General features: G+C 60.5%; 24 protein-coding genes. 15 read left to right on the forward strand and 9 right to left on the reverse strand.

Features of this window, described 5'->3' with window-relative positions; translation table 11 throughout:
- Together FW760_RS08105 and FW760_RS08110 are read right to left on the reverse strand one after the other, a co-directional pair.
- Positions 1-256 (reverse strand): transposase (locus FW760_RS08105; protein WP_446443720.1); only part of this gene is annotated, 256 nt, incomplete at its 3' end.
- Between the two features lie 517 nt (positions 257-773).
- The gene (locus FW760_RS08110) at positions 774-3,476 is read right to left on the reverse strand and encodes an nSTAND1 domain-containing NTPase (RefSeq protein ID WP_116052254.1); all 2,703 of its coding nucleotides are present in this window, start codon (positions 3,474-3,476) and stop codon (positions 774-776) included.
- Between the two features lie 646 nt (positions 3,477-4,122).
- Between FW760_RS08110 and FW760_RS08115 the strand changes: the two genes are divergently transcribed.
- Positions 4,123-4,383: a hypothetical protein gene (locus FW760_RS08115; protein ID WP_116052253.1), complete on the forward strand. Its 261-nt coding sequence runs from the start codon at positions 4,123-4,125 to the stop codon at positions 4,381-4,383.
- 152 nt (positions 4,384-4,535) lie between these two features.
- Here FW760_RS08115 and FW760_RS08120 read toward each other — a convergent pair whose 3' ends face one another.
- On the reverse strand, positions 4,536-4,781 hold the full coding sequence (locus FW760_RS08120) for a helix-turn-helix domain-containing protein (RefSeq protein ID WP_116052252.1): 246 nt from the start codon (positions 4,779-4,781) through the stop codon (positions 4,536-4,538).
- 127 nt (positions 4,782-4,908) lie between these two features.
- Between FW760_RS08120 and FW760_RS08125 the strand changes: the two genes are divergently transcribed.
- The 10 genes from FW760_RS08125 to arsH all read left to right on the forward strand — a co-directional run bounded on the left by FW760_RS08125 (position 4,909) and on the right by arsH (position 13,017).
- On the forward strand, positions 4,909-5,121 hold the full coding sequence (locus FW760_RS08125) for a hypothetical protein (protein ID WP_054914896.1): 213 nt from the start codon (positions 4,909-4,911) through the stop codon (positions 5,119-5,121).
- Between the two features lie 213 nt (positions 5,122-5,334).
- Positions 5,335-6,780, forward strand: a complete 1,446-nt coding sequence (locus tag FW760_RS08130; RefSeq protein ID WP_116052251.1) for a DUF6765 family protein — start codon at positions 5,335-5,337, stop codon at positions 6,778-6,780.
- A 143-nt stretch (positions 6,781-6,923) separates the two neighbouring features.
- Positions 6,924-7,493, forward strand: a complete 570-nt coding sequence (locus FW760_RS08135) for a TetR/AcrR family transcriptional regulator (RefSeq protein WP_116052250.1) — start codon at positions 6,924-6,926, stop codon at positions 7,491-7,493.
- A 58-nt stretch (positions 7,494-7,551) separates the two neighbouring features.
- Positions 7,552-8,397, forward strand: a complete 846-nt coding sequence (locus FW760_RS08140; RefSeq protein ID WP_116052249.1) for an SDR family NAD(P)-dependent oxidoreductase — start codon at positions 7,552-7,554, stop codon at positions 8,395-8,397.
- Between the two features lie 61 nt (positions 8,398-8,458).
- The gene (locus FW760_RS08145) at positions 8,459-9,316 is read left to right on the forward strand and encodes an SDR family NAD(P)-dependent oxidoreductase (protein ID WP_116055234.1); all 858 of its coding nucleotides are present in this window, start codon (positions 8,459-8,461) and stop codon (positions 9,314-9,316) included.
- A 41-nt stretch (positions 9,317-9,357) separates the two neighbouring features.
- Positions 9,358-10,056 carry an epimerase gene (locus FW760_RS08150; protein ID WP_446443721.1) on the forward strand — a complete coding sequence of 233 codons (699 nt, stop codon included), beginning with the start codon at positions 9,358-9,360 and terminating at the stop codon, positions 10,054-10,056.
- A 98-nt stretch (positions 10,057-10,154) separates the two neighbouring features.
- Complete coding sequence (locus tag FW760_RS08155) at positions 10,155-10,502, forward strand: metalloregulator ArsR/SmtB family transcription factor (RefSeq protein ID WP_116052247.1); 348 nt, start codon at positions 10,155-10,157, stop codon at positions 10,500-10,502.
- 15 nt (positions 10,503-10,517) lie between these two features.
- A complete protein-coding gene (locus FW760_RS08160; RefSeq protein WP_104571947.1) occupies positions 10,518-11,801 on the forward strand; it encodes an arsenic transporter in 1,284 nt (427 codons plus the stop codon).
- A gap of 31 nt (positions 11,802-11,832) precedes the next feature.
- Positions 11,833-12,303 carry an arsenate reductase ArsC gene (locus FW760_RS08165; protein ID WP_043860438.1) on the forward strand — a complete coding sequence of 157 codons (471 nt, stop codon included), beginning with the start codon at positions 11,833-11,835 and terminating at the stop codon, positions 12,301-12,303.
- 12 nt (positions 12,304-12,315) lie between these two features.
- A complete protein-coding gene (gene arsH, locus FW760_RS08170) occupies positions 12,316-13,017 on the forward strand; it encodes an arsenical resistance protein ArsH (RefSeq protein WP_043860437.1) in 702 nt (233 codons plus the stop codon).
- A gap of 27 nt (positions 13,018-13,044) precedes the next feature.
- On the opposite strand, the gene FW760_RS08175 is transcribed toward arsH, so the two are convergent.
- A complete protein-coding gene (locus tag FW760_RS08175; RefSeq protein WP_054914890.1) occupies positions 13,045-13,818 on the reverse strand; it encodes a ParA family protein in 774 nt (257 codons plus the stop codon).
- 109 nt (positions 13,819-13,927) lie between these two features.
- The gene (locus FW760_RS08180) at positions 13,928-14,497 is read right to left on the reverse strand and encodes a TetR family transcriptional regulator (protein WP_116052246.1); all 570 of its coding nucleotides are present in this window, start codon (positions 14,495-14,497) and stop codon (positions 13,928-13,930) included.
- Between the two features lie 138 nt (positions 14,498-14,635).
- Between FW760_RS08180 and FW760_RS08185 the strand changes: the two genes are divergently transcribed.
- From FW760_RS08185 to FW760_RS08195, 3 genes are all read left to right on the forward strand, one after another.
- Positions 14,636-15,424: an SDR family NAD(P)-dependent oxidoreductase gene (locus FW760_RS08185; RefSeq protein ID WP_054914888.1), complete on the forward strand. Its 789-nt coding sequence runs from the start codon at positions 14,636-14,638 to the stop codon at positions 15,422-15,424.
- An 89-nt stretch (positions 15,425-15,513) separates the two neighbouring features.
- Positions 15,514-15,654, forward strand: a complete 141-nt coding sequence (locus tag FW760_RS08190) for a nucleotidyltransferase family protein (protein ID WP_116055232.1) — start codon at positions 15,514-15,516, stop codon at positions 15,652-15,654.
- Between the two features lie 14 nt (positions 15,655-15,668).
- Positions 15,669-16,601, forward strand: coding sequence for an alpha/beta hydrolase family protein (locus tag FW760_RS08195; RefSeq protein ID WP_116052245.1), 933 nt, complete (start codon positions 15,669-15,671; stop codon positions 16,599-16,601).
- Positions 16,602-16,643: 42 nt separating this feature from the next.
- On the opposite strand, the gene FW760_RS08200 is transcribed toward FW760_RS08195, so the two are convergent.
- The 4 genes from FW760_RS08200 to FW760_RS08215 form a co-directional block, all read right to left on the reverse strand.
- Positions 16,644-16,985: a HopJ type III effector protein gene (locus FW760_RS08200; RefSeq protein WP_043860432.1), complete on the reverse strand. Its 342-nt coding sequence runs from the start codon at positions 16,983-16,985 to the stop codon at positions 16,644-16,646.
- Positions 16,978-17,274, reverse strand: coding sequence for a DUF1244 domain-containing protein (locus tag FW760_RS08205; protein WP_116052244.1), 297 nt, complete (start codon positions 17,272-17,274; stop codon positions 16,978-16,980). Before FW760_RS08205 ends, FW760_RS08200 begins: the two co-directional genes overlap by 8 nt.
- 26 nt (positions 17,275-17,300) lie before the next feature.
- The gene (gene folM, locus FW760_RS08210; RefSeq protein ID WP_054914885.1) at positions 17,301-17,999 is read right to left on the reverse strand and encodes a dihydromonapterin reductase; all 699 of its coding nucleotides are present in this window, start codon (positions 17,997-17,999) and stop codon (positions 17,301-17,303) included.
- An 86-nt stretch (positions 18,000-18,085) separates the two neighbouring features.
- Positions 18,086-18,658 (reverse strand): antibiotic biosynthesis monooxygenase, encoded by a 573-nt coding sequence (locus tag FW760_RS08215; protein WP_043860429.1) that lies wholly within the window; start codon positions 18,656-18,658, stop codon positions 18,086-18,088.
- Positions 18,659-18,887: 229 nt separating this feature from the next.
- Between FW760_RS08215 and FW760_RS08220 the strand changes: the two genes are divergently transcribed.
- Positions 18,888-19,838, forward strand: coding sequence for a MerR family transcriptional regulator (locus FW760_RS08220; RefSeq protein WP_043860428.1), 951 nt, complete (start codon positions 18,888-18,890; stop codon positions 19,836-19,838).
- Positions 19,839-19,854: the final 16 nt, after the last annotated feature.

Consider the following 19,854-nt stretch of genomic DNA (forward strand, 5'->3'; position numbering starts at 1 on the left):
AGATCGATTTTTCCCGTTCTAGCCGATTGATACGGGCTTCGAGTTCCTGGATTTTCTGCTGCTCAGGTGTCAGAGCCTTGCTGGTGGGAGTAACACCGCTACGTTCTTGCTGAAGCTGGCTCACCCATCGACGAAGCGCCGATTCGACCAATCCGAGCGAACGGGCGGCTTCGATATGGCTGTAGCCTTGGTCGAGCACCAGGCACGCAGCCTCGCGCTTGAACTCAGGGGTAAAGGTACGACGTTGCTTGGTCATCAGACACCTCTCTATGGCGAGCATTCTCGCCTAAATGGGTGTCCGGTTTCATTAGACCACTACATGGGCATCTGGCGAAATAAGCAGGTCAGAGTCTGGTCCTTCAAATATGAAACAATGGATCGCCTTAGCTATGACCTTCCAAGCTTTGAGGTGACAGATGCTGGATTGAAGATTGTTGAAGGCTCCAGTGCGAGGCTGTACTCCCTAAGCACTGACAAAAAGTTCCTAAGGTGCAGTAACTGCGATAAGCCAATAGTGTGGGCAAAGGCTGATCCGAAGAAGGATCTCAGTGATCGTCACTATGCTCGGCAGATGGCCGGCAATCCGTGACACTTCGGTGGTAATAGTCGCTAAACGGCCAGCGAGCACCTTGGGGTACTTGCTGGCTCTTTTAGCATCCGCCAAGCCGAGCGGCGGCTCGGCCTAGCAGTATTTGGGGGCGCAATCCACTAGTATGCTACTGTCTCTGCGAAACTACGGGTTTTCGACTCTTTGGATCGAATCTCTCAAGTTATTACTTATCTATCATATCGATATCGATACTTGCGAATTCGAGATATTTTGTCAGCCCGTTTACGTAGCGCTTACTTGACGAGTCCTTCCAAGATTTTCCGATAGCAGCTCTGAATTTTTCTGGTAGCTCATCTTTTGTAATGGAGGCGTCGTCCATAAGCTCCTTCAGTAGTAGGACAGAAGGTGCTTTTCTCACTGCCGCTGCTAAAATATGTTCGGCGGTTTGAGTGATGTCAACGTTCTTAGATATTGTGACTTCGAGATCTGAGTTTCTAGTGCATATTCCAAGAGATACAAGATCCGCGATTGAATTGCGTGCTCGAAGAGAGTTCTGTTCGGGAACTCCCAGGGCTTTTTGCGCTTGCAGCCTTCGGATAATGTCGAGAACATTAGTGGGGGTCGTAGCTGCGAGGAACATATAGCTTTTTGAACTCGTGCTCGCAAACTCAGGCGCATACTCCTTGTCTCTAAAGAAACGAATTTTATGAGCCGCCGAGCCAACAAGCCCAGAATATTTAAGCCAGGACAGTAGTCTGGACGAGTACCCCGTTGGAACCTCTCCACCCTTGTTCGAATATAATCCTTTGATGATTTCCACAAAGCTATCCGTTGATAGGCTTTCTTGCTGAGATTCGCTGACTAGATTTAATGCTCTAGCATAAGCAGCATGGCCTTTAAGATGAGATCTTATTACTTCTGGAGCATCTTCTAATGAGCAGGATGGGTAATATTTTTCATCGTCACGCTTCTCAGCTAGAGAGAATGACTGAAGATCCATGATTATGTTAGTTAGGGTGCTTTTCTTATACCCTGCAGATTGCTGCAGTTCTGCGAGAGAAACACCCTGCGCGGCTATCAGTTTTAAAACGCTTGAGGCCATATTGACGGTGGCTGCAGGCATGTAGAACCAGGGTATGATGGGAGCTTCGTTCGTCTTTAGATAGTCCCTGAATACGTCCCAATACACAGATATTTTTTCGCCTGTTTTGATCAGTAATCGATCGGCAAGCAAATTGTTTACTGTTTTTGTGCCGTATTCCTTTGTTGTTTCGTATTGGTCTACTGGAGAGTTATTTGCCACGTACCGAAGGCACGCCGTTTCTTTGTCAGGTCTTTCTAGGTCCTCATCAAATAAGGATTTTATTTGTAATTGGCTTATCAGGAGTTGTTCCTGGGAAACCCCGCTTTGGATCTTCTTGAATAAATGAATGCACAGCTTTTTTAAGAGCCATGGATATCCCTGTGCTTGCTGTATCAGTCTTCCGCGCAGGGATTTATTGAGTCTAAAGCCGAGCTTTTTCTCAAAGGTGGAGATGAGGGCAGAAGAATCTTTGGCATCAAACTGGGTAAGTTTTTTATCAGAGCGGAAATCACGTAGCCTGTTCCACATGGAGTAGGCGGGATTTTCGTCTCCTAATGTAATTCCGCTACGCCAAGAAAAGCCGACTACTAGATTTCCTTTGTCAGACGATATATCTAGTGCAAAGCGCTCAAAAGCTCTAAACAGCCCGAATAGCTCTTCCTTCATAAAAACTTCTTCGAACTGGTCAAAGAAAATAATGATAAGCTTTCCTGTGCTGGCTAGGTAGTCAGAGTATGCTTTGAACGAAACTCCAGATGTTATGTCATTAACATTCTCAATGTAAAAATCTGAGTCTAGGTTGATGAATCCGTCCTTGCGCGCAGCATTGAAGGCTTTTACTACCGCCTCTGATACGAATTTCGCACCTCTAGACGAGCGAACATCTACGGGGTAGAGATAAAATTTATTCTTCCATTTGACGTTTTTAAAACGTTCTGACAAGAATGCTACGAGCGATGATTTGCCATTGCCTGAAGAGCCTGTCACTGAAATAAGTCGAGTCAAGGTTTTCTGTTCGCGAACAGATTCAAGATAGTCCCAGATCTCTTTCTGAATCGCGTCTCGGCCTACAAAGTCCTCAGGGCGGCAAGGCTTGTAGTCCATAACGTCGTCGGCCACGATGATTCCGCTGACTACTTCCCGCTCGTGTTGGGAATCACCAGCTTTCGCCGTTAAGGGCGTGCCGTTTAAAAAATTCTTTACACTTAGTCCTTCAAATATTTCTTCTGCGTCGAGAATGTCTCTAACCCTGGAGCAGTCTACGTTTTTACTGCCGGAGTAGGCTAGAAGATTTTGAGGTACTCCATCCCTTACTTCTTGAAATAACCAAGTAAAATCTAACTCTGGATGTACGAGCAGGGTAGCATGAGTGATATCTGATGAAAGTGAAAGTGAATCAAAGGACTGAACCTTTCCGCAAGCCTCCAGCGCCTCAATAATCTCTTCTCGGCCATAAAATGAATAATCGCATTCCTCTCTTGAACGATAATCATCGTAGGCGCCTTGTGCGTCTTTACCTAGCGGAGCAGTCGAGAAAAGCGCGATCGATTTGATACGTGCGCGAAATGCTTGAGAATAGCAAAGGTCTACAATATTTGCATTTAACTTGCTGCTATTGTAGAACTTGCATTCGACGTACAAATTTGTGGCTGAAGGCTTGTGTACTGCCTTGATGTCAATTTCCATGCCGGTGGCGCGAAATTCTATACCGACGATTTCATATGATTGCTTTCGCAATATGTCGGCACAAAGTTTCTCAAAAAAACTGCCTCTTTGGCTTGTTGTATAGACGGAAGGGACAGCAACTATGATATCCCGTTCAATTGGTATTACTCGTTGCATACATCCCTCGTCAGCAGTCTAAAATACTTAGGAGGCTATCGAATACGCCTGGATGTCATTTTGCCATATTTTCGTTTGAAAAAGGGGCGGTGGCTAAGCCCTGCTCTCTGGGTGCAGATCAAGCGGGCTCCTCTGGTGAGTCGTGTTGGCAGCGGGCAGATCCGATTCTGTTATTGGATCAACGCGGCCCGGGAACAAGCTTCTACAGAGAGGGGCGTACCATATCCACGATGTTCGGAATAAGGTGAGTACCTGTTTGAGTACCTTTTTGTTTTTTTCAATGCTAAAGGCCATGTAAGCATTGGCTTGTATGTTTTTTGTTCGACTCCTGTCTCCGCATCAGATATCAGATGTCCAGGAATCCAAGATTGTCTACTAAACACCTAACAAAGCCCGCCTGCTGCGGCTTTGTTGTTTCTATCTTCCTCATTCCCTCTCAAGGAATAGGACGTTGCGGCCAAAATGCCTTACTCGGACTAGCGAGGGCTCGTCAGCTTGGCCAAGCAGGCTCCTGGCCCGGCCATAGGCCGCTCCGATGTCAACGTCTAGCTAGGTCGCGGTGTTGGCTCGGAGCCGGCGTTTTGACAAGTTGCTCACCCCGGACTTCACTCCAATAACCGCACATTCGAAAGGCAGAGGGGGCAGCATGGTTTGGGAACTCAGGCATGACCCAGACGAATACATCTCGATTATTGCTGAAGTCTTTTACGATCCTGCGCGCCGCAAGAATGGCGTCCGTCCTGCAAGTGGCGAGCCCTTTCCACAGAACATGAAGATCGAGTGCGCGCGGAAGATCAGGGACTACCCGGTCGGCACGAAGGTGAAACTACGGGTCGTGGAAACCACCAGGGAGGACAGTCGCCCATTCCTCTACAGTAGCTACAAGTGGAAGCATGAGCTTGTGTAGGTATTCCTATCGGCATGTCGCTGGCGTCGAGATTACCAGCCAATGTCGGGCGAGGGTGGTGGAGTAAACCCATTCAGGCTGGCGTTATTACGCTAGGAATGGCTTTCGGAGTCGTATCACAAAAACACTACTGCATCGATCAGTGGCTAACTCTAAAGACTCGCATCAACCAATAGCTCCGAAGGCTTGCACCCCACCGCACCTGCTATCCGCAAGAGGTTCAGGAACGTGACGTTCCTTTCCCCTCGCTCGATTTTCCCCATGTGCGAACGGTCCACGCCTGCCGCATCGGCCAGCGCTTCTTGGGACAGCGCAAGCGCCAGGCGTCGAGCCCGGATCGCTGCGCCGAGCTTTTTCAGACTGCCATCGGTATCGAGGGTTGCGGAGATTCTTGCCATGGAAAGAATCGTCCCGTTATGATGCCTATATGACCACGGTATTTACGCCCCATTCGCGCATTGCCTGGTGGCCTATATCGAGCTTCTTCCCCCTCTCTATCCAGCAAGCTGTGAAGCAGGTATCCCTATGACCGACCAAGAACGCTTGTCCACCATCCAACGTTACGCCTGGACCCTCGAACTACTCGGTGAAGCGCTCGTCCAGCATGACGAGGTACTGGAGTGCGAGCACAACCCGCAGCTGAGCTTTCGCAACACGGCGGGTATTCATCAGGCCATCCGGATCATCAGCCAGTTGGCCAGTGAGCAGTGTGGAAAGTTGCTCAAGTCTGACGGCTGATTACTGAGCGCAGACTGTCTCCATTTGGCCATGAATTTAAATAGAACCGCTCTATATCGCCATGCCCATCAAACCGCACTTTCCCAACGTTAATACACGAAATAAAAATAACAATTATCATTGACTAATGGCCATTTGACACTATTTAAAGCTGTGCCTATAAACCCTTGCGGTCTTTTTTTGTTAAACAAAAACTGTTTAGGGGAAAGCGGCATGGATCAGGATTTTCACTTCTACGGTACTTACCACTCAGCACTGTGCGGCGGCTTCAACAAGGACGATGCAACCCTTATTGCCAAGGCAGCCAACTTCATCGACTTCTTCAGCGAGAGCACCTATGCCTCTTACTGGAGCCTGGTCAGCGACACCCAAAAATCTGCCAAGTACAACGTCGTCGCCAAGATGGACAACCCTCGCTACACCTACCAGGGCGGGCTGCTGGGCACGATGGGGGAGCCTGAAGATGGCCTGTGGTGCTCGTACCACTTCATCCCCGGCAACTACAACGACCCGGCCGGCACGCCCAGCCGAGAAGAAACCCATGGCGCTGAAGTGGCCAACTACCTGCCCAAGTTCATCAAGCGCGACACCTTCGGCGGCGAGCAGATACTGAGAAAGTACAACGCCAGCAAGGTGAAGGATCTGCAATACGGCAAGATGCTCAACCGGCCGCAAAGCGCACTCTCGCGCAGGCTTGTTCAAGATGCCGTGCTCTGCGCTACCGATGACGATCGGCTGGAGAAGATCATCAGCCTGGCCATCGGCGGGGCAGAGGTGCTGAAGGACAATCGTGCAGACGTGCTGCGCAGGTTCAGGCTGATCCTGCTGGGGGTCAGGGCGCATGTGATCGCCGACACCTGGGCCCACCAGGACCACTGCGGCCTCGACAACGTGATGAACACCTACTGGGATGCGGACTACGACCCGGACTCCTGGGAATGGTCCAAGATGGGCTACGGCCCACAGGCCATCTATTACATGGACGGCTCGTCGAAAAACTGGAACAGGAAAGTCCTGAAGTCATCCGACACCAAGGGCGTGCCGTTCGCGAACCCCAACTTCGAAGCGGCCCCCAGCGGTACCAGTTATCTGGGCCACGGCTGGCTCGGGCACTTCCCCGACTACAGTTTCGCCAAGTTCAGGTACAAGCCTTGCTGGTCCAACCCCAAGCAGATGGTCGAGCGCGATAACCCCAAGGAATATGAATCCGCCTGGCTCGAGTTGACCAGTTTGTTTTGCCAGGTAAAAACAGGCAGGAAGTTGCAGTTGGATGACCGCATCAAAGACGAAATGAGCAAGGCGCGCCAGGCCATCGAGGCCCCCTGCGACCTTACCAAGGGCACCTCGGGAAGAAAGAGTTCGGAGCTTGCCTGGAAGGGCATTCTTACCGAAAAGCCAAGTTCGGAAATCAATGTGGACCTGGAGCCCGATACCCATGCGGTTCTGGAGGGCATGGTCCAGATCAGTACCGAGATCCATCGCTTCGGCACCAACTACGTGAATATCCAAAGCGATCTGTACCTGTTCCAGATTGCCGCCGACTATCACTTCCAGTTCGTGAAGCACTACGTTCAGGCCAACGATATCTATCACTTCACAAGCTCGTGGTCGCGGCAGCGGAGTACGTTGTCGGATGCCATCGTGAACCTGTTCGAGTAGCGCCGGATAACGGCTATCAACCCCCCGGCGCGATGCCGGGGGCTTGCCGTTCGGCACCGTCGCGCCATCCACCCCTTGCATTTGGCCAAGGGTCAGGAATATAGTTGACTGATTACTCAGTCTTTTTAAGCGAACCTTCCTCCATGGCACGTCCCCTCAGCCCCGAAAAACGTGAAGCCTTGCTGTTGTCTGCAATGCAGGCGGTCGCCGAGCTGGGCGTGATGGCCAGCACGTCGAGCATTGCGCGGCGCGCCGGGGTTGCCGACGGCACCTTGTTCACCTACTTCAGCAGCAAGGAGGTGCTGTTCCAGGAGCTCTACCTGCACCTCAAGCAAAGCCTGGTGACGGCCATGATGTCGGACTTCCCCGCCCAGGCTGACTACCGCCAGCGCATGGAGTACATCTTCAATCGCTATGTCAGCTGGGGCCTGAACAATGCCCTGGAGCGCGTGGTGCTGGCACGGCTGTCGGCGTCGGGGCAGGTGACCGCAGAAACCCGCGCACTGGGCGCGCAGCCGTTCCAGGCCGTGTCCAGGACGATGGAGGGCGGGGTAGAGGACGGCGTGCTGATCGACGCCCCGATCAGCTTCATTTCTTCCGTGATCGAGAGTATCGCCACCACCACCATCGAACACATCGAGAAGTCCCCGGAGGAGGCCGACAGCCACCGCCAGCTGGGCTTCCATATGCTGTGGCGCGCCATTACGGCGTAAAAGCCTTGCCTTTTAACTGAGTGATTAATCACTCACAATTTGTAACAGGAGTATCTTCATGGCTGTTCAAAAGTGGTTCATTACCGGTGCTTCGGGTGGCCTGGGCCTGGCCCTTACCGAAAAGGCGCTGGCCCAGGGGCATACCGTGGTCGCCGCAGTGCGTCGGGTCGAGGCGATGCAGGCGTTGCAACAGGCGTATCCAAAGCGCCTTCATGTGGAAGCGCTCGACGTGACCGACCGCGAACAGGTACGCGCCGTTGCCGCCCGCCATCCCGATGTGGAGGTGGTGGTCAACAACGCGGGCGGGGCGGTGATCGGTGCGATGGAAGAGATGACCGACGCCGAAGTCGAGCAGCAGATCGCGCTCAACCTGATGGCGCCGATACAGGTCACCCGCGCCTTCATGGCGGCGATGCGCGCACAGCAGCGCGGTACCTTCATCCATGTCAGCAGTGTCGGCGGCCGTACCGCCTACCCGGGCGGCTCGCTGTATCACGCGGCCAAGTACGGTCTGGAAGGCTTCGCCGAAGCGGTGGCGCAAGAGCTGGCCGAGTTCGGCATCAACACCCTGATCATCGAGCCAGGTTCGATCAAGACCGGCTTCGTGGCCAACATCCGCTGGACCGAGCAGCTCGACGCCTACAAGGGCAGTGCGGTCGGCAACCTGCGCGGGTGGATCGAACAGCATGGCGAAGACACCGCCTCGGGCGACCCGCTGAAAATGGCCGACGCCATCTACACCCTCAGCCAGCTGCAGACACCGCCGCTGCGCACCGTGCTCGGCGGGGATGCCTATGCGGCGCTGGAGGCCGGCTATGCCCGCAGCCTGGCGGACATTCAGGCACAGAAGGCGCTTGCCGAGTCGGTGATGCTGGAAGGCAAGGCCGGCTTTCGGCCCGAGTGAGCAGCCCCCTCTTTTACGTTGCCCATGCGCCGCGTCGGCGCTTTGAAAAGGTTGAATGATCATGTCTGAAGTCTGGTTGATTACCGGTGCGTCCCGAGGCCTGGGGCGCGCCATTCTGGAGGCGGCGCTGCACAGCGGCGCCAAGGTGCTGGCCACTGCACGCGACATCACACGCTTCGTCGAGCTGCAGGCGCAGTACGGGGCCAACCTGGCCACGTTCGAACTGGACGTGACCGACGAACAGCAGGCCAGGCACGCCGTGGCCGAGGCCGTGCGCCGTTTTGGCCGGCTGGATGTGCTGGTCAACAACGCAGGCTTCGGCCATATCCAGCCGTTCGAGCACATCCCCACCGATGATTTTCGCGCCGAGGTCGAGACCAATCTGTTCGGCGTGGTCAACCTCACCCGTGCGGCCATCCCGGTGATGCGCGCCCAGGGCCGCGGCCATATCTTTCAGGTGTCATCGGCCGGCGGTCGCATCGCAAGCCCGGGCCTGTCGGCCTATCAGGCGGCCAAATGGGCCGTGGGCGGGTTCAGTGACGTGGTCGGCAAGGAGGTCGCGCCGTTCGGCATCCAGGTGTGCACCCTGGAGCCCGGCGGCATGCGTACCGACTGGGGCCATCAGGCCCGCAACACGCTCACCGAGCTGGCCCCGGACTACATGGCGTCGATGGCCGCGTTCAAAGCCTTGATCGAGTCCTACGTGGGCAACGAAGTGGGCGACCCCGAGCGCATTGCGCAGCTGATCGTGGCGCTGGCCGCTCGTGAAGGGCTGCCGTCGCGTCTACTGTTGGGGTCGGACGCCTTGTATGTGGTGGAGGTGGAAGAGGCCGCCCGCAGCGAAGCGATGCAGCGCTGGAAGCCGGTCAGCCTCGCGGCCGATTTCGGCACGGCACCGCCGCAATGGCCGTCGGCATGAAACCGGCGCACCCTTCAGACTGAGCGAGGCCAGCCTACGCCATGAACATAGTGATCTTTGGTGCATCCGGCATGATCGGCAGCGGCGTGCTGCGCGAATGCCTGGCGGCGCAGGATGTGGAGTCCGTTCGCTTGATCGGGCGCTCACGCCTGAACGCCCAGCACCCCAAGCTCCGGCAGGTGGTCAGGCCGGCCTTCGCCGATAACCCGTCCACGCTGCTCGACGACGACCTGCGCGATGTGGATGCGTGTTTCTTCTGCCTGGGCGTTTCGGCGGCGGGCATGACCCAGGCGCAGTACACCCACATGACCTACCGCCTGACCCTGGCGGTGGCCCAGCGCGTGTGCGAGCTCAACCCGCATGCCACCTTCATCTACGTCTCCGGGGCGGGTGCCGACAGCAGCGAAACCAGCTCGACGATGTGGGCGCGGGTGCGCGGCATGACGGAGAACAGCCTGCTGCGCCTGCCGTTCAGGCGCGTGCACATCCTGCGCCCGGCGGTGATTCAGCCGTTGCACGGTGCCACCTCCAGAACCCGCGCGTACCGTGTGCTCTACCGGCTCACCGGCCCGCTGCTGAGCCTGGCGCGTGCGCTGTTGCCCGAAAAGGTGCTGAGCACCGAGGTCATCGGCCAGGCAATGCTGTCGATCGCCCGCCATGGTGCCACCGAACCCGTGCTCGATTCGGCGCAGATCTACCACACGGCCTTGCGCGAAAAACCGGCCCCCAACGGCGGGTGACGCGCTGGGGAGGTTGATGGCAGGCGCTGAAAAATCCGGTTGCAGATAACATATGGATATCCGTATATTCGGTTATCCATATGTGAGGGCCGCCCACAATGATTACCCCACCCGAGCTGTTCAAGAGCCTGGCCGACGAAACCCGCGCTCGCGCTGCGCTGCTGATCGCAGAGCAGGGCGAGCTGTGCGTGTGCGAGCTGATGTGCGCCCTGGGCGACAGCCAGCCCAAGATCAGCCGCCACCTGGCGCAGCTGCGTACCAGCGGCCTGCTGCTCGACCGTCGCCAGGGGCAGTGGGTGTATTACCGTCTCAACCCTCAACTGCCCGGCTGGGTGCACGACCTGCTGCAGGTGACGCTGCGCGCCAATGCCGACTGGCTCAAGGACAGCACCACACGCTTGCACAACATGGACGGTCGCCCCGTTCGTGCTGCTGCCTGCTGCTGAGCCAGGAGCGCCCCGATGCTGACTGCCATCGCTGTTTTTCTGCTCACCCTGACCCTGGTCATCTGGCAACCCCGCGGCCTGGGCGTCGGCTGGAGCGCCAGCCTCGGCGCACTGCTGGCCCTGGCGCTGGGCGCGGTGTCGCTGCACGACATCCCCACGGTGTGGGCGATTGTGTGGAACGCCACCGCCACCTTCATCGCGATCATCGTCATCAGCCTGCTGCTCGACGAGGCCGGCTTCTTCGAATGGGCAGCCCTGCACGTGGCCCGCTGGGCGCGTGGCAACGGGCGCCGGCTGTTCGCCTTCATCGTGCTGTTGGGCGCTGCGGTCTCGGCGCTGTTCGCCAACGACGGTGCGGCGCTGATCCTTACCCCTATCGTCATGTCGATGCTGCTGGCGCTGCGTTTCTCCCCGGCTGCGACCCTGGCGTTCGTCATGGCCGCAGGCTTCATTGCCGACACCGCCAGCCTGCCGCTGGTGGTCTCCAACCTGGTGAACATCGTCTCGGCCGATTACTTCGGCCTGGGCTTTGGCGAATACGCGGCGGTGATGGTGCCGGTGAACCTGGTGAGTGTGGCGGCCACCTTGCTGGTGCTGTTTCTGTACTTTCGCCGCGACATACCGGTGGTGTACGAAGTACAGGCACTGAAGGCGCCGGTGCTGGCGATCCGCGACCGCGCCACCTTCCGCGTGGGCGGGGGCGTGCTGGTGGCGCTGCTGGTGGGCCTGTTCCTGCTCGAGCCGCTGGGCATCCCGATCAGCGCCGTGGCGGCGGCCTGTGCAGTGGTGCTGTTCATTGTCGCTGCGCGCGGGCATGTGATCTCCACGCGGCGCGTGCTGCGCGATGCGCCCTGGCAGATCGTGGTGTTCTCGCTGGGCATGTACCTGGTGGTGTACGGCCTGAAGAACGCCGGCCTTACCGACCTGCTCACCCAGTTGCTGGACCGCCTTGCCGCCTATGGCGTGTGGGGCGCATCGCTGGGCACCGGGCTGCTTGCCGCGGTGCTGTCCTCGGTGATGAACAACCTGCCCAGCGTGCTGATCGGCGCGCTTTCGATCCACGCCAGCGAAGCCCAGGGTGTGGTGCGCGAGGCGATGGTCTACGCCAATGTCATCGGCTGCGACCTGGGCCCCAAGATCACCCCCATCGGCAGCCTGGCCACATTGCTCTGGCTGCATGTGCTGGCGCGCAAGGGTACGCGCATCACCTGGGGCTACTACTTCAAGGTCGGCCTGCTGCTGACCGTGCCGGTGCTGTTGATCACGCTTTCGGCCCTGGCCCTGCGCCTGAGCCTTTGACCATTCTGCCTGCCAAAGGGAGTACACCACCATGCGAGTTCTGTTCATGTGCACGGCCAACAGCTGTCGCAGCATCCTCTGCGAAGCGATGTTCAATCACCTCGCCCCGGCGGGCTTCGAGGCGCTGAGCGCCGGCAGCTTCCCCAGGGGGCAGGTGTTGCCGCGCAGCCTGCTGACCCTGCAGCAGGCCGGCATCAGCACCGCGGGCCTTAGCAGCAAGGGCAACGAGGCCTTCGCGGCCAACCCGCCGGATATCGTCATCACCGTGTGCGACAAGGCCGCAGGCGAGGCGTGCCCGGTGTTTTTCGGCCCGGCGCTCAAGGCCCACTGGGGCCTGGCCGACCCTTCCGAACAACCCGGCACCGACGACGAGGTGGAGGCGAACTTTCACCATGCGCTGGCGCGTATCGAGCGTCGCTGCCGGGCGTTTTTCGCGCTGCCATTCAGCCAGCTCGATGCCCACGCGCTCAAGCGTGAACTCGACCGCATTGCCACGCTCTGACCCGGAGGCCCCATGCACCACGACCTGCCCAACCTCGACCCGAGCCTGTTCGAAGGCCTGCCTACCGCCCTGCAGGCCGGCGAGCGAAAGCCGCGCATTCTGTTGCTGTACGGCTCCACCCGCGAGCGTTCCTTCAGCCGGTTGCTGACCGAGGAGGCCGCGCGCCTGCTCCAGCATTTTGGCGCCCAGACGCGCATCTTCGACCCCAGCGGCCTGCCACTGCCGGACGACGTACCGGTGGAGCACCCCAAGGTTCAGGAACTGCGCGAGCTGGTGCTGTGGTCCGAAGGCCAGGTGTGGTGTTCGCCTGAACGGCACGGCGCGATGTCGGCGGTGTTCAAGGCGCAGATCGACTGGGTGCCGCTGGCCCTCGGCGCCATTCGCCCCACCCAGGGCAAGACCCTGGCCGTGATGCAGGTGTGTGGCGGCTCGCAGTCGTTCAACGTGGTCAATCAGCTGCGCGTGCTGGGGCGCTGGATGCGCATGTTCACCATCCCCAACCAGTCGTCCGTGCCCAAGGCGTACATGGAGTTCGACGAGCAGGGCCGCATGAAGCCCTCGCCGTATTACGACCGGGTGGTGGATGTGATGGAAGAGCTGGTCAAGTTCACGCTGCTGCTGCGCGACAGCCAGGCGCACCTGGTGGACCGCTACTCCGAGCGCAAGGAAACGGCGCAGGCGTTGTCCGATCGCATGCGCCAGGCGTCGATCTGACGCCAGGGCGCAACCGGCGGGCAGCCCTCAGGCAGCCCGCTCCAGCGCCCCCAGCAGGTCGACGAATTCGCGCGACAGCTTGTGCCGCGGTGCCATGTGCACCAGCGGTACCGACAGCTCGTGGGATTCGCGCATCTTCACCGAGCTGCTCAGGTACACCGGCAGCACCGGCAGCCCCTCGGCCAGCAGTTCGTCCACCAGGCTCTGGTGCAGCGCGGTGCGCGCGACGAACTGGTTGGCCACCACGCCTTCCACCTGCAGCGACTCGTTGTGGTCCTGGCGCAGTTCTTCCACCTGCTCGATCACGCTGTACAGCGCCTGGCGCGAAAAGCTGTCGCAATCGAACGGAATCAGCAGGCGGTCGGCGGCCACCAGCGCGCTGAAGGTGTAGAAGTTCAGCGACGGCGGGGTGTCGATGTAGATGCGCTCGTAGTCTTCGGACAGTTCAACCAGCAGCTTGCGCAGCTTGTTGATCTTGAACTTGCTCTCCAGCTTGGGCTGCAGGTCGGCCAGGTCGGGGCTGGCGGTCACCAGGTCGAGGTTGTCGTAGCGGGTGGGGGTGATGCACACGCGCCCGCGCTTGCTGCCCGGTGCGCTGGAGAGGGTCTGCTTGAAGAAGTCGCTGATGCCGGCCGGGATGTCGTCGCCGAGCAGGCCGGTGAGGTAGTGGGTGGTGTTGGCCTGGGGATCGAGGTCCACCAGCAGCGTCCGATACCCTTCGGCGGCGCTGACGGCGGCAAGGTTGCAGGCGATGCTGGTCTTGCCCACGCCCCCTTTCTGATTGAATACGACACGGCGCATTGAGTTTCGAGTCCTTGTCAAAGGCCCGCTGCAACAGGGCTGCAGCGGGAACAGCTTCCATACTATGACCAAAAGGTTGCAGTTTTAAGACAACTGCGGGGCGGGCACCTCAGTCGGCGAGCGGGGCAACGATGGCCTTGCGGCACACCTCGATGATTTCGTCGGCCAATGGCGCATCGTCCGGGCAGGCGCGCGACAGCATGATCGCGCCCACCGCCTGGGCAAAGCGCTCGATCATCCTGGCGCGTGCGGCGTGCGGGTCTTGATCGCCGTTTTCGGCACCTGTGTGCTCGGCCCGCTTGAGCAGGCCCTCCAGGCCGTCGGCAAAGGTCGCCTTGATTGCGGCCGGCTGGCGCGCCGCGTCGCCACACAGGGCGGCCATGGTGCAGCCGGTACTGCGTGCATCGCGGTGTTCGCGCGACAGGTAACGCTGGAAAAATTGCGCCACGTCCAGCGCTTCTTCGGCGCTGGCAGTCTTGGCCAGCCCGCAGGCAGCAGCCTCGGCCATCAGGTCGGCCTTGGAGCCGAAGTGCTTGTAGAAGCCGCCGTGGGTAAACCCTGCCGCCGCCATCAGGTCTGCCACGCCCACCCCGTCATAGCCGCGCTCGCGAAACAGTTCGGACGCGGTCTCGACGATGTGCGCGCGATTGGCTTGCGCCTGTGCCTTGGTGACCCTCATGTGCAGATTCCTCGCTGCGTGTGCCGTCAGTCAGGGGCCCACTATACATTGATGTCAACCATCATCAAAACCGTTGACGATTAAGATTATGGTCATCATCATAGCGGCTCGTTACCCACCCATCGAGAGCGCAACCCCATGACTACCCTTGCCACTGTTCTCATCACTGGTGCTTCTTCCGGTATCGGCGCTACCTACGCCGAGCGTTTTGCCCGCCGTGGCCATGACCTGGTGCTGGTAGCCCGCGACAGGCCTCGCCTTGACGGGCTGGCCAGCCGCCTGGCCCAGGCTCATGGCGTGGCCGTCGAGGTGTTGCAGGCCGACCTCACCCTGGCCCAAGACCTTGCCAGGGTCGAAACCCGCCTGCGCGAAGATGCCCGCATCGGCGTCCTCATCAACAACGCCGGGGCGGCGCAGTCGGGGGCCTTCGTCGAGCAGAGCGCCGACAGCGTCACGCGCATCATCACGCTCAACACCCTCGCGCTGGCGCGTCTGGCCCATGCCATCGCGCCACGGTTGGCGCAGGCCGGGGAGGGGGCCATCGTCAATATCGGCTCGGTGGTAGGGCTGGCACCGGAGCTGGGCATGACGGTGTATGGCGCCACCAAGGCGTTCGTGCAGTTCCTGTCGCAGGGGCTGAGCCTGGAGCTCTCGCCCAGCGGCGTATACGTGCAGGCGGTGTTGCCTGCGGCCACGCGTACCGAGATCTGGGAGCGCTCGGGCATCGACATCAACACCCTGACGCAGGTGATGGAGGTGGACCACCTGGTGGATGCGGCGCTGGTGGGGTTCGATCGCCGCGAGGGCGTGACCATCCCGCCGTTGCATGACGACGCCCGGTGGACGGCCTTCCAGGCGGCGCGTCACACCCTGATCTCGGACATCCGCCAGGCCGAGGTGGCGGCGCGCTATACCGAGCTTGCCTGAGGCGGGCGCGGGCCGGCGCGCCGATGATCGGCGCCAGTGCCCGCGCAACCTGCCGGTGGCCGAACCCACAATGATAAGTCGCTGCGCCCCTGGGGCTGGATGACCTGTTCGGGCTGGTACTGCGCCGCACCGCGCGTTACGTTAGCCAGAAACAGACGGTCTACGCCTCGCGCATCACCCACAAGGGCTGGCCCACCCGCTGGCCGATGCTGCGCTGCGAAGGGCCCTGAAGGAGCCGGCACCGATGAATCAACCCCTCACCACCCAGGCGCCCAGCGTTGCCCAGCCGTTTCGCGAAGAGGCGGCAGACGGCTTCAGCCTGGGCGGCTTCACCTGGCGCCACGGCGCGGCGGACCCCACGCGGGCGGTGGTCATCATCAACGCCGCCACCTCGGTGCGCTGCCGTTTCTACTCGCGTTTTGCCGACTACCTGTTCGCCCATGGCGCCGACGTGATCACCTACGACTACCGCGGCATCGGCGAATCGCGCCCTGCCGCCTTGCGGGGTTTTCAGGCCAGCTGGTCGGACTGGGGCCGGCTGGATTTCGAGGCGATGCTCCAGCGCGCCCGGCGCGAGTTCCCTGGGCAGCCCATCGATGTGGTCGGGCACAGTTTCGGCGGTTGCGCGCTGGGCCTGGCGGCGTCGGCGGCGAGCATCCGGCGGGTGGTCACGGTGGGCGCGCAGTTCGCCTACTGGCGTGACTATGCCCCGGGCAGCCGCTGGCAACTGCTGTGCAAATGGCACCTGGCAATGCCGCTGCTGACCCGCGTGTTCGGCTACTTTCCCGGCAAGCGCCTGGGCTGGATGGAGGACACCCCGGCCGGCGTGGTGCGCGACTGGGTGACACCCGCCGCTACCTATGAACAGCGGCCCAGCGGTCGCACGCTGGGGGCGTTGGGCTTTGGCCAGGTGCAGGCCAGTATCCTGGCGATCAGCCTGACCGACGACCCGTTCGGTACGGTGCCGGCCATCGAGCGCCTGCTGGGCTACTTTACCGCCAGCGCGTGCACGCACCTGCGCATCGCCGCGCAGCAGGTCGATGCCAAGGGGGTCGGTCATTTCGCGTTCTTTCACAGCCGCTTTCAGGCGCAGCTGTGGCCCATAGCCCTGGGCTGGCTGCGCAGTGCACAACTGCCGGCACAGGTGCCCGGGCAGGTGATCGAACCCCAGGCATGAAAAAACGGCCCAGGCGGGCCGTTCTTGTGCAGCGGTGTGGCGTCAGCCCTTGCGTTGCAGCGGCGCGCCGGCGAACGTCACGCCGGCCAGGCCATGCTGCATCAGCGCACGGATATTGGCGTGGTCGCTGCCCTCGGGGGTGGCCAGCACCGAGCGGTAGTGCTCGCCGAACGCCAGCAGCGCGTGCTGGTCGCTCAGGCCTTCGAGCAGTGCCAGGCCCAGGGTCTTGCACGACCCTTCGTTCTGCCCGGCGGCGTTTTCCACACCGCCATTGGTGAAGGCCTGTGGCTGGTAGGTGTAGCCCTGGGCGATGAACGCCAGCGTGTCGGCGAATACATGTTCGCCACTGTCGAGTTGGCTGCGCAGGGTGTTCAGGTCAGTCATGGGGTTTTCCTTTGGCGAACGCCGCTTGCTGTTCGGCGCTGGCTTCTTTCTGGTATTGGGTTTTCCACTCGGCGTAGGGCATGCCGTAGACCACTTCGCGTGCGTCCTCCAGGCTAAGGTCGATCTGGCGCTCGTCGGCGGCGGCCTTGTACCACTTGGACAGGCAGTTGCGGCAGAAGCCGGACAGGTTCATCAGGTCGATGTTCTGCACATCGGTGCGCTCGCGCAGGTGCGCTACCAGGCGGCGAAAGGCCGCCGCTTCGAGTTCGAGTTGCTGTTGCGGGTCCATGGGGGTTCCCTTCACGGTGCAGCGGCTCATCCGGCCGCGATGCGGTTCTTCAAATGGCGGCCACCGTTGATGACCACGTTGCTGCCGGTGCTGTACTGGCTGTCGAGCAGGAACATCACGGCCTCGATCAGCGGCTGGGCACCGGGTTCGAATTCAAGCAGGGCCTTCTTCAGCGCCTGCTGGCGGTACTGCTCGTCGCCGTCTTCCTTGAAGATCAGCAGGCCGGGCAGGATGGCGTTGACGCGCACGCTGGGGGCGTACTTCTCGGCGAACGACAGCACCATGTTCTGCAACGCCGCCTTGGTGGCGGCATAGCCGATATGGCTCTTGCTGCCGCGCGAGGAGGTTTCGTCGCAGATGTGGATGATGTCCGACTTGTCCAGCTTGAGCAGTTGCTCACCCAGTGCCAGGTTCAGGTGGTACGGCGCTTCCACGTGCAACTTGAACATGGTGTTCAGGTTGGCCAGGTCATCGTCGAGCCACAGCGAGGCGTTGTGGATGATCGCCCGCAGGCCGTCATAGCGGCTGCGCAGGTGGTCGATCAGGGCCAGGCGGTCCTGCTCCAGGCACAGGTCGGCCTGGAACTGCACGATGTTCGGGTGGGGCGCCTGCGCGCTGATGCTGCGGCTGGCGCTGACGACCGTGTGGCCGGCCTGCGCCAGTTTGATGGCCAGCGCGAGCCCGACTCGCTGGCTGGCCCCGGTAACAAGAATTGGGCTGTTCATGTAATGGGCGGTCAACTTCAGATATTCGCTTGGGTAGGCCCCAGCATACCCGAACTCGCCGCCGTTGCACGCCCCGGGGCGCTGCGTCAGCGGGTGCCCACGGGCGGCGCGGCAACGCTCTGCGGGGCAGGCTTGGGGTGCAGCCAGCTGGCCAGCAGGTGGGTCGACAGCGGGATGAACAGGTAGACCATCAGCGGGGTCAGGGCCAGGGTGCTCAGCAGTACCCGTGGCACCAGGCCGAGCTCGCCCAGCCAGTGGCCGAACAGCAGGTTGAAGGCCAGCGACACCGGAAAGAACGCCAGCCAGATGGCCACGGCCTGTTTCCAGCGCGGTGGACGTTGTGCCAGGGCCGGGCCGAACCAGCCGTCGATGCCGCTGACCCGGTGCTCGTGGGGCTGCTGGAACAGGCCGTTGCCGCGGGCCAGCCAGGCGCTGCGCGAGGCAGAAAACTCCCACGCATGCAGGGTTTTCTCGTCGGCGAAGCGGAAGATGATCTGGAATTCGTCGTCGTTGGGCGGCGGGGCCAGTACGCCGGAACCCAGGTAGCCGGGAAAGTCGGTAGCCAGCTGTTCGCCTTCGCGCAGCCAGGCGATCAGGTCTTCGTAGCGACCCTCGGCAACGCGGCGCGCCACCATCAAGGTAACCGGAGGGGTAGACATCGTGTATCTCCTGGTAAAAACCGGCGCGGCGGGTAGCCACGGCCATGCAACGCTGCCCGGGGTGGTGGGTGGCGTTCGAGTGTTCGTGTAGGAACAAGCAAGGATTATTCCGCAAATAAGCTGACTCGTCAGTGCTGATGTGTCGGCTGCCCGGCGCATGGTGCTTGCGGCGGGCTGGTACAAGGGGAGTAGAATTGCCTTTCACTACGCAATCACGGTCTTTACGGCGATGATCGAGCCTGATTCGGCTTCCCTCCCTGATGCTCCCCACCGCCAGGAGGAGCTTTTCCCCATCCGTGAAGTGGCGCGCCTGACTGGCATCAACCCGGTCACCCTGCGTGCCTGGGAGCGCCGTTATGGGCTGATCCAGCCGGTACGCACCGAAAGTGGGCACCGCCTGTATTCCCAGGCCGACATCGATGACGTGCGCAGCATTCTGGGCTGGATCGAGCGCGGCGTGGCGGTGAGCAAGGTCGGCAAGATCCTTGCGCGCAACCAGGCGACCCAGCAGCAGGCCCCCTCGGCCCAGGCGCCCGGCACGCAGGCGGACTGGAAGCAGTGGCAGGTGCAGCTGCGCCAGGCCGTCAAGGCATTCGACGAGAGGCGCCTGGAGCAGGTGTACGGGCAGGTCTTCGCCAGCTATCCGCTGGTGGTGGTGTTCCAGGACATCCTGATGCCGGTATGGCACGACCTGTGCGCGGCCGGCGAGGCATTCGGTGCGCAGAGCGAGTGGCTGTTTCTCGATGGCTTCCTGCGTGCCCGGGCCTTGCAGCGCCTGCAGCTGGCCCGCGAGCAGCAGGAGGTAAGCGTGGTGCTGGCGGCGATGCCAGGGCATTGCCGCGAGCTTGAGTTGCTGGTGGCGGCGCTGATGCTGGGCAGCAGCGAGGTGGTGATCAGGGTGTTGGCCGTGGGGCAGCCGCTGGAGGAACTGAGCCTGGTGTGCGAGCGCATGGCGCCGCAGGCACTGGTGCTGTTCTCCAACCATTCACCGACGGCCGAGCTGCCCAAGCGCTTGATGCGCCTGGCCCAGGGCCTGGATTGCCCGTTGCTGTTCGCGGGGGAGGCGGCGGAGCTGGCCCAGGATGCGCTGATGCGCTCGCAGGTGGCGTGCCTGGGCAGTGAGGGGCGCTTGATGCGTCGGCGCCTGCAGCAGTACCTGGCAGAGCACCTGGATACCTGAAACCCCTTCGCCGGCA

It is taken from the genome of Pseudomonas sp. 1176_21 (genome assembly GCF_052850635.1).